The organism is Pandoraea sputorum (genome assembly GCF_000814845.2).
Classification (GTDB): domain Bacteria; phylum Pseudomonadota; class Gammaproteobacteria; order Burkholderiales; family Burkholderiaceae; genus Pandoraea; species Pandoraea sputorum.
The window spans coordinates 479193-490981 of sequence record NZ_CP010431.2 but is presented as its reverse complement, the minus strand read 5'-3'; the positions used below and the strand labels follow the sequence as shown (position 1 = coordinate 490981).

Genomic DNA, 11789 nt, shown 5'->3' with positions numbered 1-11789 from the left:
CAAAACGGTGAGCGGGTCTCGGTCGGCCCCCGCCGTCCGGTTCCACGTCTTGAACCCTGCCGTCGCAGAAGGACGGCGATTTCACGCCTGTTGACTGGCCGCATCCTGGCAAAATGGCTTAGAGCGACCCTACTAAAATATGGGCAAACTCTTGAATCATAACATAATTCCCCTTAATTACCGTGACGTTTGACACTCACGTGACGGTAATGCGTCGTAATTTTGACGCCTGTCAAATTGTCACGCAAACGACCTAAGCTGAGGGAGCAAGAGGCTTCCCAACGCACCTCCTGATAGACGGTTGCACGCGGTCGATGCTTACCCTGCCCCGGCCGTCCAAAGGGCGATTTCAGGTGAGGTGTCAGGGTATTTCCTTGTGCCACGGGCCTGCGCAGGCCGCGCCCATGGTCTACGCTGGAAGCAATCGTTCCGAATTTGCGACGAAATCGCCTCAGTGGCGCCTCAGTAGTGCCGCAGGCCGGCCCGACAACCGCCGCTCGCCACGCCTCACTTTGAGGATAGTTCTCAGTCGCAATTACGCAACATGAATGACGGGCAGACGCACCGGCAGAACGAGCCGGGCGTCGCCAATGGGCCTACCGACTCGACTTAATCCTTGATCCCTTCACCGATAGGGAGCCGAGCATGGCACTTCGAGCACATCGGGCAAACCGGGCGCACGCAGTTCATCGTCCCCACTTTGCCGTCTGGTTGCGCACCGCCTGTTTTTTGATGGCCGTGGCGGCAGCGCCTGGCGCTCTGGCGTTCGACGTCGAGCAACTCGCCTCGCAGGAAATCCCGTCCGCGCATCTCGTCGGGCAGGGATCGTTCTCGCGAATGGGCTTCCATCTATACGACGCCGCCCTCTTCTCCGGTGCGAATCGCCTCAGCGCCAACTGGAGCACGCATCCGCTCGTGCTCGACGTGCGCTACGCGCGAAGTTTCAAGTCCCACACGCTCGTACAACGCAGCCTCATCGAGATGAGCAAGTTGCAACTGGGGACCGACGCCGAGCGCCAGCATTGGGCCGAAGAACTTGCGCGCATCTTGCCCGACGTCTCGGCAGGCCAGCATCTCACCGGCGTCTTCCGGCCGGGAGACGGCACTCGCTTCTACTCGGACGGCAAGCTCATCGGCCAGATCGCAGGCGACGCCTTCGGACGCGCCTTCTTCGCCATCTGGCTGGACCCGCGCACCAGCGCGCCCGATCTTCGCGCGGAACTAATCAGCGACGCCCGCTGAGCCCGCGCCCGGACAAGCGTGCCTATGGACATCGATCACGCTGCCGCGCTCACGCGCCTGACCCAGTACTTCGAGACGTTGACCCGCCAGAGCATCGAGAATCTGGGGGAGTTCTACACCCCCAACGTCTACGTCAAGACACCGCTGCACGAAGTACGCAGCGCCGCCGAAGTCGCGTCGCTGCTCACGCATCTGTTCGAGCGCCTTGACGTACCGCGCTTCGAAGTGACGGCGCAACTGCTTCAGCACAATCAGGCATTACTCGTCTGGAACCTCCACTTTCACGCCAAACGCTGGCTCGACGACGAACAGGTCATCCATGGCGCGTCGCATCTTCGGCTCGCGGTCGACGGTCGCGTCGCCTATCAGCGCGACTATTGGGATGCGACTGAAGACATCTATCTGAAACTCCCCTTTCTGGGACGTTTGATACGTTGGCTGCGTGAGCGCATGTTTCTTTGAGCCGCCACGATCCTGCATAGAGCAGTTTTCTTCAATACACCGCGCAAGCCTCCACCTAAAGTCGGAACCTCACACACACCGTCATCCGACGCATGTGATGTTGTGAACTCGTTCGCAATGAGGATTCCGATGACCGTTTTCTATTCGATGGCCGCGTTCGCGCTAGCGGCCTCCATCACGCCAGGCCCTGTGAATGTCGTAGCGCTCGGCTCGGGCGCGCGCTATGGGCTCATGCCGAGTTTGCGCCACGTGACGGGGGCGACCGTCGGCTTCGTCGCGCTGCTCGTCGCCGTAGGTTTCGGCGTGTACGAACTCCTGCAGCGCGTGCCTGTGCTCCTGCATGCGATCCAATGGTTCGGCGTGGCGTTCCTGCTGTATATGGCGTACAAGCTCGCCGTCGACAACGGTGAACTTGGCGACGCCAACACGCAGCGCGGCCCGACCCTGTCGCACGGTGCCGTCATGCAGTGGCTCAATCCGAAGGCGTGGCTCGCCGCGCTTGCAGGCATGGGCGCTTACACGGGCGGCAACCCCACACGCATCTGGCAATTCGCTGCGATCTACTTCGTCGTGTGCTGGTTGTCGGTCGGGTGTTGGGCGGCGGCAGGCGCGATGCTGCGCCATCACATGCGAGATCCGAAACGGGTGCGGCGGCTCAATCGCGTGATGGCCGCGCTGCTGGCGGGAAGTGCGGTGTATCTGGTTGCAGCGGGATGATGCGGGGCAATGACGCTCACGCCGCGCGCGGCTCGCGATAATGTCCCGGTGTCGCGGCGAGAAACTGCTTGAAGGTCCGCTGAAAATGCGCCTGATCGGCAAAGCCCGCGTCGAGCGCGACTTCGGCGATGGCATGTCCGCGCCGCAGGCGCGCCCGCGCATACTGAATGCGCTGGTTCATGAGAAACGCATGCGGCGTGAGGCCGAACTGCGCACGGAATGCCCGCGTCAGATACGACGCCGACAAGCCCGCCGCCGCACTGATCTGCGCCAGCGTCAACGCCTCGCAGCAGTGCGCGCGGATGAAATCGGCGGCGTCACGCAGTTTGTGCGAGTCGTCGCGCATCGGCTTCGGCCCGGGATTCAACCGCTCGTGCACATCGATGAAAAACTGTTGCACGACGCTCTCGCGCTCCAGCCGATCACGCGACGTGTCGGTGCAAACGTCGTAAAGCCGGTTCAGTCCGTCGTACAGCGCGGGGTCGGTCGACGACATCGGGTCGAAGAGATGCAGATCCTGCCCATGCGCAAACCCCAGTTCGCGTTGAAGATTGCCCAACCACGCCGTGTCGACGAATAGCATGCGATAGGCCCATGCCTCGTCGCCGATGGGATTGCAGGCGTGTACCGCATCCGGGTTCATCACGACGACACTGCCTCGCCCCACGGTCTCACGGGCGCGTCCGTTCAGATACGTGCTGCGACCGCCCGTCACCGCGCCGATGGAGAACGTCTCGTGACTGTGCAGCGCGTAGCACACGCGCCGCCCGTCGAGCACTTCGCGGGCTTCGAGAAACGGCAACGCCGGGTCGCGCCAGAACGTCGACGGATAGGGACATGCGACTGCGGAACGGGATGATTTCGACATACGCGCGACTCAGTGAAGACGGCAATGATAGCGGGAAGTGGGAGATGGGAAACGGGAGTCGGGAGACGGGAAGTCCATGCGCCTCATGCCGCGGGCTTTCCGGTATCTGCCACGGTGCCGGGATCGATCGACAGCGGCGAGTTGGCCGGTGGCGCGGCACCGCCGACCGCACCGGCTTCGACGTCGTCGAGCGGGCTCGTACCATCGGCTTCGGCCACGAGCCACGCGGCAATCGCGTCGCGCTGCGCGTACGCATCCGCTTCACCGAGCGCGATCAGCTCCTGCGTGTAGGCCGACTCGAACAGCAAGTAACTCGCAAACGCCGCACCGCGCTCGGCATCCGCGCCGATCGCCCCCAGCATCGTGCGAACGGCGCGCGGCAGTTGCTTCAGGTGTCGCGCTGCAATCGGCTCCAGACGCTGGCTCGGCGAAATCAGCAGCGTCTCGATGGGACGCCATCCACTCGACTCGCGTTGCGCCTCCGGCACGTATCGCAGCACATTGTTGATGTGTTGCAGACGCTCCAGATCCGCCGACAACCCGTCGATGAACACGCTCGCCAGCGCCTGTCCGCCGATCTGCGCGAGGCTCGGATAACCGCCGATGCGCTCGCCGCTGCTATCGAGTCCGTACTGTCCGTGCGACGCCCCGATGATGAGCACACGCGAGGCCCCCAGGTGAATCGGCGGACTGAGCGGCGCGATCTGACGCATCGAGCCGTCGCCGAAATACTCGGACTGTCCGTCGAGATCGAGTTCGATGGCCGGAAAGAGGAACGGGATCGCGCTCGATGCCAGCAGGTGCTCGACTGTCAGCGGCACAGCGCGTGCGAGCCGTAACGAACGCTTCCACGCCTGAATCGGTTCGGCGCTCTGATAGAAAGTGACGTGTTTGCCCGAGGAGTACGACAAGGCGGTGACCGACAGGGCTTCGAGCGCACCGGAGGCGAAAACGTCCGGCAACCGGTCCAGACGAATCGCCTGGCGCAGCATATCCGCCAGCGGGGACCAGTCGAACAGCGAGCGCGGCGAGCGGCGCAACGCCCAGCCGAGGGAGATGGCGGCGAGCCAGCGCGCACCGGTGCCCGCCATGCCCAGCGAATCGGCGCGAAATACCTGACCGGCGTGAAACTGACGCCAGACGGCGTCGAGCTTCATGACACCGTGCTGAAAATCGTCTGCATGCGAGGCAAGTGCAGCGGCATTGATCGCACCTGCCGACGTCCCGCAGACAATCGGAAACGGGATAGCCCGCCGCGACGGCAGGACCTCGCGTTGTATCGCGGCAATCGCCGCGAGCACGCCGACCTGATACGCGGCGCGTGCGCCTCCGCCCATCAGGACGAGACCGGTACGTTCGCCTGAGATCATGGGGGGCCTCCTCTGCCTTCGCTGTCGTTATTCTTCCCCCGCCGTCAGCTGCCGGGCATGCAACCGAAGTCGCGCGCCCTACCACTTCCAGGCGGTTTGTTTCCCTGTGCTGCCCGATGCACGGCCCTTGGCCGACGCCTGTGCCGGAGTTTCGCCCTCGGCCTTTGCCGACGACGAGCGTCCCGGCGTTTTGGCGGATGTCTTGGCCGACGTCTTGGCCGCAGCGGATTTAGTCGCCGTTTTGGCGGGCGTCTTCTTGCTGGCCGGCGCGCGTTTAGCCGCCGTCCTGGATGCCGTCTTCGTTCCCGGCGCGGCGCGCTTTGTGGGGGCGGCCGTCTTGTCCGATGCCTTCGCTGCGGACGGTGCTGCGGCCTTCGTTGCCTTCGTTACTTTAGCCGCCGCATCGGACATTTGCGCCGCCGCAGCCTCGGTCATCTGCGCAGCCGAGACGCCTGCCGCCTGCGCGGCAGCGGCAATCTGGTCGAACTGCGCGCGCATGGCGTTGAACCACATCGACGGGTCCAGCGCCCCATAGGCACTGCTCGCCTGGCCAAAAGGCGACGCCGACGCACCGGCTTCGTTCTCGGCACCGGCCTGCGCGGCAGCTTCCGACCCGGCTTCGGGTTCGGCTTCCGGTTCCGCTTCGGGCGCACTCGCCTGCGGTTCCGGCTCGACGTCCTGCGCTGGCTCGGCGGCGGCAAACGGTGAACGCCAGAGGTTGGCAGCAGCCGCCTGTCCGAACGGGGACGCGCCGGTGTCCGTCGCGCCTGACGCGTCCGTCGCACCGAAGCTGCCCGTGCCGAACGCGCGCAGCGTCGCGTACGTGGCGCGCTGCACTTCGAAGGCTTGAATCGTCGAGCGCAGCACGTTCAGGTTGAGCGTGAGCCACTGTTCCACCGCACGCATCTCGGCAATGCGATTTTCGATTTCGTCGGGATCGAGCAACGGCGCAGCGCTTTGCATCAACTGCGTCAGCGGCGAGGTGAATGTCGCGGGCGGACTGAACGCCTCCCACATCTTCTTGAGAATGTCGAAGCCGTTAGGCATGGCACTCGTCGAATCGCTCATTACAGTCTCCAGTCGGGCACGGACGGCAGTTGAAGCACACAGGGCGTATGGCTATCGATCATACGCCGAGCTTGCGCCAGCGGTGTGTCAAAACGGGGCGTCGCCTCCGAAGTCCGGTGCGCGGCGATCCCGCAGCGACGCCAGCCCCTCGCGCACGTCCGGCCCGGAGAAGCCCATGAATTCGAGCGCCAGCGATGCGTCGAACGCCGGTCCGGCGCTGCGCAACCAGTTGTTCAACGCGTACTTTGTCCACCGAATCGCCGTGCTGGAGCCGCGCGCGAGCTTATCGGCCACTTCGAACGCCTTCGGCAGCAGGTCCGCCTCGTCCACGGTGAGCGACACGAGTCCGATGCGCTCGGCCTCCTCGCCCGTCACCGGTTCGCATAGCAGCAGGTAGTACTTCGCTTTCGCCATGCCGCACAAAAGCGGCCAGACGATGGCGGCATGGTCGCCCGCGGCCACACCCAGACGCGTATGTCCATCGATGATGCGCGCCGTCTTCGCGGCAATCGAGATGTCCGCGAGCAAGCCCGCCACCAGCCCCGCGCCGACCGCCGGACCGTGCATCGCAGAGACGATGGGCTTGCTGCAATTGATCACGTTGTAGACGAGATCGCGTGCCTCGCGCCACACTCGCGCCCGAACAGTGAAGTCGTCCGCCATGTCTTCGACGAGCGACAGATCCCCACCGCCTGAAAAGCCTTTGCCCTCACCGCGAATCACGACGGCGCGCGTCTGGGCGTCGCGGTCGATATCGCGCCACACGTCGGCCAGTTCCTGATGCATGCGATGGTCGGCCGTCGACAGACCGCTCTTGTTCGCCCCGGCGCCCATGATGAGTTCGAGCACGCCGTTCGGATGCCGCTTGAATTGCAGCGACTGGTAGTGTTGATAGGGGTCTTGCGACATGGCTTACCGCTCCAAAAAAATATCCCCGCATAGGCGGGGATGGGAAACAGCGGCACCGGATATGCCAGCGCCGCCGACGGTCAACGGGTCAAATACGAGGTTGATGCGGGACGGACATGACGTCCCGCATTCGGAAGTTTCGGCGATTACGGGGCGATCACCCACTTGCCGTTTTCGATCTTGACCATCACGCGGGCGCGCTGGTCGAGGCCAAGGTGATCGGTCGGGCTCATGTTGGTGATGCCGTTCGTGACGTGCACGTCCTTGGTCGTTTCCAGCGCGTCACGCAGCGCCTTGCGGAATTCCGGCGTGCCCGGCTTGGCCGTCTTCAGTGCGATCGGAATCGCGCGCTCAAGCAAAATGCCAGCGTCCCAGGCGTACGAACCGAAGGCCGCCACCTTGCCCGCGCCGTACTTGGCGTCGAACTTCTTGATGTAGTCGAGCGCGACCGCCTTGGCCGGATGATCGTTCGGCAGTTGCGCTGCCACGAGCACCGGGCTGGCCGGCAGGTACGTGTTGTTGCAGTCCTTGCCGCACACGCGCAGGAAGTCGTTATTGCCCACGCCGTGGTTGTGGTACACGAGACCCTTGTAGCCGCGCTCGGCGAGGGCCTTCGGCGGCAGCGCTGCCGGCGTACCGGCGGCCCCCACGACGACGGCGTCGGGGTTGGTCGCCATGATCTTCAGGATCTGGCCGGTGACGCTCGGGTCGGTGCGTGCGAAGCGCTCGCTCGCGACCATCTCGATGTGATTCACCTTGGCGAACTTGGCGACTTCGTCATAGAAAGCCTCGCCGAGCGCGTCACCCTGGCCGATGAAGGCCATCTTCTTCACTCCGTGACGCGAAGCGTGGGCCACGATAGCGGAGGCCATCTGCGCGTCGGTCTGCGGGGTCTTGAACATCCAGTAGCGCTTGGCGTCGACCGGCTCGATGATGCGGGCGGACGAAGCGAGCGAAATCGTCGGCGTGGTGCCAGCAGCGATCACATCGAGCATCGCCAGCGTGTTCGGCGTGATCGACGAACCAATGATGGCGTCGACGTGATTTTCGGAGATGAGCTTCTTGGTGTTCTGAACGGCGGTCGTGGTGTCCGACGCGTCGTCCAGCACGATCCAGTCGACCTTCTGTCCGCCGATTTCCTTCGGCAGCATGGCGACAGTGTCGCGCGCAGGCAGGCCGAGCGAGGCCGCCGGGCCGGTGAGCGAGATGTTCACACCAATCTTGACCTGAGCGGCAGCGCCGCCGGCCAACGCCAGCAACATCGCACCCAGCAGGGCAGTGCGCACGGGGTTTCGCATGGAATTCTCCTGGTCTGGCCCGCGCTTGATTTTTTGAAACGCAGATGCCCCGGGACGGACACCTCGCGCCGCGCCGGCGAAAGTAACGGCCGGTGCGCGAACCTGCCAGGCATGCGCACCGACTCAAGGAGACAAAGAATAGCGGAGGCAGAATTCCCCGCCATATCCGGGTTCACCCTATGGACGTATCCTCCCATACCCCGGGAAGTCACGCCGGATATGGCTTGCAGCCATCTTCACTTTTCCCGTCCGCGCGGTTGGTCTACCCGTTGGCTGTACCGTTCGGACTACGATTACTCGTCCAGCGGTGCGACGGCCTGATCGATCGCCCCGAAGATCGTCTTGCCCTGCGCGTCGAACATCTCGATGCGCACACGGTCGCCGTAACGCATGAATGCGGTCTCGGGCGCGCCCTTCTCGATGGTCTCCAGCATGCGCTTCTCGGCGATGCACGCGCTGCCACGGCTGCGATCCTTGTTCGAAATCGTGCCCGAACCGACGATGGTCCCGGCGCGCGCGTTACGCGTCTTGCACACGTGCGCAACCAACTGGCCGAAGTCGAACACCATGTCTTCGCCGCACTCCGGTGCGCCGAACTTCTTGTCGTTCCACTTCACCGTTAGCGGACGATGCACACGTCCGTCGCGCCATGCATCGCCCAGTTCGTCGGGCGTGACGGCAACCGGCGAGAACGCGCTGGCCGGTTTGCTCTGGAAGAACCCGAAGCCCTTGGCGAGTTCGGCCGGGATCAGGTTGCGCAGGCTCACATCGTTGACCAGCATGAGCAGACGCACGCCTTCGAGCGCGCGCGCCGGGCTCGCGCCCATCGGCACGTCCGAGGTCACCACGGCAACCTCGGCTTCGAAGTCGATGCCGAAGTCTTCCGAGGCGCAGACGATGTCGTCCGTCGGCCCGATGAAGTCGTCGCTGCCGCCTTGGTACATCAGCGGGTCGGTCCAGAATTCGGGGGGCATCTCCGCGCCGCGTGCCTTTCGCACCAGTTCGACGTGATTCACATAGGCCGAGCCGTCGGCCCACTGATAAGCGCGCGGCAACGGCGCCATGCATTCGGCCGGGTCGAACGCGAAGGCGTTGCGCGCGCGGCCGTGGTTGAGTTCGGTATAGAGCGAGTGCAGTTGCGGGGCGTAGAACGTCCAGTCGTCGAGCACGCGTTGCAGCGTGGGAGCAATGGCGTCGGCGATGCAGGCGGTCGACAGGTCGCGCGAGACGACGATCAGTTGACCGTCGCGCGTGCCGTCCTTACGGGTAGCGAGTTTCATGTGATGGCGTCTGCAGGCAATTACGGCAGTTTTAGCGGATTCGGATAAAGCGGATTCCAATTTGAGGCCCGGCGATTTTGGCCCGATAGAATGGCGCTTGACACCGACGATTCTACCTGAGGGCATCGACCGGGCACGGGTCGAGCAGTGCCCCGGCAAGCGGCCATGACAACTATTCAAGAGACACATGACAGCGCCTGAACATCACAACGAGAGCGAGAAGGACGGCAGCGCAGCCCCCGACGAGGAGAAGACCCGCTCGGGCATCCAGTCCATCGAAGTGGGCTTCCGTCTGATCGAAGTGCTCACCGAAGCGTCGAACGCCATGATGCTGCGCGATCTCGCGCACTCGGCTGGCATGAACCCCGCCAAAGCGCACCGCTACCTGGTGAGCTTTCAACGGCTCGGACTCATTGTTCAGGATCCGGTTAGCGGACGTTACGACCTCGGCCCGTTCACGCTGCGCATGGGACTCGCGCACCTCGCGCGCATCGACGCCTTCAAGGCCGCACGCTTCGCCATGTCGGAACTGCGCGACGCCATCGATCAGACCGTGGGGCTGGCCGTCTGGGGCAATCAGGGGCCGACCGTCGTGCACTGGCTCGAATCGACGTTCCCGATGCGCGTGCCGCTGCGTCTGGGCGACGTGATGCCCATGCTCGAATCGGCCGCCGGTCGACTCTTCGCCGCCTATCTCCCGGAGCGTCAGACCGCCCCGCTCATCGACGCCGCACTCACCGCCTTGCAACACGCGTCGCGACATCATCTGCCCGCCACGCGCGCGGAGTACGAAGCGGTACTCGACGATGTGCGCGCGCATCGGGCGGCCCGCGTCGAAGGTACGGTGCTGCCGTCCGTCAACGCGTTCTGCATGCCGGTGTTCGACGCGACGGGACAACTCGTGATGGGTCTCATGGCGCTCGGCCCCGAGAGTCGCTTCGACGCGCGCTGGGGCGGCCCCATCGACACGGCCTTGCGCACGCTCGCTCAGAATCTCTCCGCCGACCTCGGACACGCGCAGGCGCCCGGGGGAAAACGTTGAAGACCGCGTTGAAGACAGCGCTGCAGAAAACGCTGAAAGTTGCGGGATGAACGGCCCGCAGCGGGTGCTGTCGAACCGTGGTCATCGCAATATGAGATCCTGAGCTTCTGACATCCCGATCGATTCCAACTCGTGTCTTTGCTGCCCCCTGGTAAGCCTCCTCAAGCGACACCCGACATGCCTGCGGCCCCCGATTCGCCGGCGGCCCCGGGCGTGGCTGACGTCGCCGGGCAGACGCCTGCGCAGCCGTCGCGCGCTAAGCGACCGGGCAGACGTTGGGGCCTGTGGGCCGCCGTGCTCACGGCGGTGTTCGTCGCACACGTGCTCATCGCGTTTTGGGTCGCCGTCCATCGCACGACGCTCGACGACACGCCGATCCCCAGCATTCCGATCACGCTGATCCCGCTCAAACCGGTCGCGCCACCCGAACCGCCGGCACCGCCGCCTCCCAAACCCAAGCCGGTCGCCAAGCCACGTCCGCGCGCCCCTGCGCCCCCCGATACGCTCGCCGCCCCTGTCGCGACGGATACGCCGGGCCCGGTAGCCGCGTCGGAGACAGTGGCGAGCGAAGGCGACATGCCCGGCGCGAAGGCGTCGGACGCCGCCGCCGCACCCGGTGTGCCGCTCACGGCCGCCGCCGCGAATGGCGACAAGTTCGAGCCACCGCCGTCCGTCACCCTGACCTACGACGCGCTCATGAACGGCGTGCGCAATCAGACGGGGCAGCTCCACTGGATCAACGAGAACGGGCATTACACGCTGCGCGTGGCCGTGCCGATCATCTTCTTCGGCACGTTCGAGTTCATCAGCGAAGGCGGCTACGACGCGAACGGCATCGCGCCATCCCGTTATGTGGAAAAACGCGGGCGTCGCGCGGAATACATCACCGATTTCCATCGTGACGCCACGCCCACGCTCCACTTCTCCCGCTCGGGCCAGTCGGTCCCGCTTGCGCCCGGCGCACAGGACCGGTTCAGCGTGATGATGCAACTGGCGAGCTACGCGCGGGGCAATCCCGAGCGCTATACCCAGGTCGGCGTGACGCACGAGTTCACCGTGGTCGACACGGATAGCAGCGAGGTGTGGCCGGTGCAGTACGTCGGCAGCGAGACGATGGCCACGCGCAACGGTTACGTCGAGACGCGCCACTTCACACGTCTGCCGCGCAAGGCGGGCGACGAGCGGCGTGTGGATATCTGGCTCGCACCATCGCTCGACTGGCTGCCGGTGCGCGTGAAACAGACGGAGCCGTCCGGCAACGAGTTCGAGCTGATCTTCACGGAGAAATCGGCCCAATGATGAAGCGCTGAGAGGTAAGCCCGAGAGGCAGACCTGAGAGGTAGACTTCACAAGCAGCGCAGAGACGAAACCGACGGCAGACCGCAAACGCGATCGACCCGCTAAATTCCGGCGTACTAAACCCCTGCTAACACAGGGTTTTCCGTCTCGAAAAACGACGCAAAATTCCTTAGAATTTCGAGTGATGCAGGCTGCATGCGGGTGAGCCGCGAAGTGTTGCCCAACTACGACGAA

At 64.4% G+C, this 11789-nt stretch carries 11 protein-coding genes; 5 read left to right on the top strand and 6 right to left on the bottom strand.

Going from position 1 to position 11789, the window contains the following annotated elements; all coding sequences use genetic code 11:
- Positions 1–645: 645 nt before the first annotated feature.
- The 3 genes from NA29_RS02195 (at position 646) to NA29_RS02185 (ending at position 2421) form a co-directional block, all read left to right on the top strand.
- Complete coding sequence (locus NA29_RS02195; RefSeq protein WP_072633174.1) at positions 646–1242, top strand: chalcone isomerase family protein; 597 nt, start codon at positions 646–648, stop codon at positions 1240–1242.
- Positions 1243–1266: 24 nt separating this feature from the next.
- Positions 1267–1704, top strand: a complete 438-nt coding sequence (locus NA29_RS02190) for a nuclear transport factor 2 family protein (protein ID WP_039395260.1) — start codon at positions 1267–1269, stop codon at positions 1702–1704.
- A gap of 129 nt (positions 1705–1833) precedes the next feature.
- On the top strand, positions 1834–2421 hold the full coding sequence (locus NA29_RS02185; protein WP_039395257.1) for a LysE family translocator: 588 nt from the start codon (positions 1834–1836) through the stop codon (positions 2419–2421).
- A 16-nt stretch (positions 2422–2437) separates the two neighbouring features.
- Here NA29_RS02185 and NA29_RS02180 read toward each other — a convergent pair whose 3' ends face one another.
- The 6 genes from NA29_RS02180 to NA29_RS02155 all read right to left on the bottom strand — a co-directional run bounded on the left by NA29_RS02180 (position 2438) and on the right by NA29_RS02155 (position 9214).
- Positions 2438–3289 carry an AraC family transcriptional regulator gene (locus NA29_RS02180; RefSeq protein WP_039395254.1) on the bottom strand — a complete coding sequence of 284 codons (852 nt, stop codon included), beginning with the start codon at positions 3287–3289 and terminating at the stop codon, positions 2438–2440.
- Between the two features lie 83 nt (positions 3290–3372).
- A complete protein-coding gene (locus tag NA29_RS02175; RefSeq protein ID WP_039395251.1) occupies positions 3373–4659 on the bottom strand; it encodes a patatin-like phospholipase family protein in 1287 nt (428 codons plus the stop codon).
- Positions 4660–4737: 78 nt separating this feature from the next.
- Positions 4738–5727 carry a PhaM family polyhydroxyalkanoate granule multifunctional regulatory protein gene (locus NA29_RS02170; protein ID WP_052252447.1) on the bottom strand — a complete coding sequence of 330 codons (990 nt, stop codon included), beginning with the start codon at positions 5725–5727 and terminating at the stop codon, positions 4738–4740.
- A gap of 87 nt (positions 5728–5814) precedes the next feature.
- Positions 5815–6636 (bottom strand): enoyl-CoA hydratase/isomerase family protein, encoded by an 822-nt coding sequence (locus NA29_RS02165; protein ID WP_039395249.1) that lies wholly within the window; start codon positions 6634–6636, stop codon positions 5815–5817.
- 146 nt (positions 6637–6782) lie between these two features.
- Positions 6783–7934 (bottom strand): ABC transporter substrate-binding protein, encoded by a 1152-nt coding sequence (locus tag NA29_RS02160; protein ID WP_039395246.1) that lies wholly within the window; start codon positions 7932–7934, stop codon positions 6783–6785.
- Between the two features lie 293 nt (positions 7935–8227).
- A complete protein-coding gene (locus NA29_RS02155) occupies positions 8228–9214 on the bottom strand; it encodes a fumarylacetoacetate hydrolase family protein (protein WP_039395243.1) in 987 nt (328 codons plus the stop codon).
- Between the two features lie 187 nt (positions 9215–9401).
- On the opposite strand from NA29_RS02155, the gene NA29_RS02150 reads away from it, so the two are divergent.
- Complete coding sequence (locus tag NA29_RS02150) at positions 9402–10256, top strand: IclR family transcriptional regulator (RefSeq protein ID WP_039395240.1); 855 nt, start codon at positions 9402–9404, stop codon at positions 10254–10256.
- Between the two features lie 177 nt (positions 10257–10433).
- The gene (locus NA29_RS02145; protein ID WP_052252446.1) at positions 10434–11555 is read left to right on the top strand and encodes a DUF3108 domain-containing protein; all 1122 of its coding nucleotides are present in this window, start codon (positions 10434–10436) and stop codon (positions 11553–11555) included.
- Positions 11556–11789: the final 234 nt, after the last annotated feature.

Excerpts from the sequence above, each read along its gene's own strand:
- NA29_RS02195 (WP_072633174.1), top strand. The coding sequence starts at position 646 with ATGGCACTTCGAGCACATCGGGCAAACCGGGCGCACGCAGTTCATCGT.
- NA29_RS02190 (WP_039395260.1), top strand. The coding sequence starts at position 1,267 with ATGGACATCGATCACGCTGCCGCGCTCACGCGCCTGACCCAGTACTTC.
- NA29_RS02185 (WP_039395257.1), top strand. The coding sequence starts at position 1,834 with ATGACCGTTTTCTATTCGATGGCCGCGTTCGCGCTAGCGGCCTCCATC.
- NA29_RS02180 (WP_039395254.1), bottom strand. The coding sequence starts at position 3,289 with ATGTCGAAATCATCCCGTTCCGCAGTCGCATGTCCCTATCCGTCGACG.
- NA29_RS02175 (WP_039395251.1), bottom strand. The coding sequence starts at position 4,659 with ATGATCTCAGGCGAACGTACCGGTCTCGTCCTGATGGGCGGAGGCGCA.
- NA29_RS02170 (WP_052252447.1), bottom strand. The coding sequence starts at position 5,727 with ATGAGCGATTCGACGAGTGCCATGCCTAACGGCTTCGACATTCTCAAG.
- NA29_RS02165 (WP_039395249.1), bottom strand. The coding sequence starts at position 6,636 with ATGTCGCAAGACCCCTATCAACACTACCAGTCGCTGCAATTCAAGCGG.
- NA29_RS02160 (WP_039395246.1), bottom strand. The coding sequence starts at position 7,934 with ATGCGAAACCCCGTGCGCACTGCCCTGCTGGGTGCGATGTTGCTGGCG.
- NA29_RS02155 (WP_039395243.1), bottom strand. The coding sequence starts at position 9,214 with ATGAAACTCGCTACCCGTAAGGACGGCACGCGCGACGGTCAACTGATC.
- NA29_RS02150 (WP_039395240.1), top strand. The coding sequence starts at position 9,402 with ATGACAGCGCCTGAACATCACAACGAGAGCGAGAAGGACGGCAGCGCA.
- NA29_RS02145 (WP_052252446.1), top strand. The coding sequence starts at position 10,434 with ATGCCTGCGGCCCCCGATTCGCCGGCGGCCCCGGGCGTGGCTGACGTC.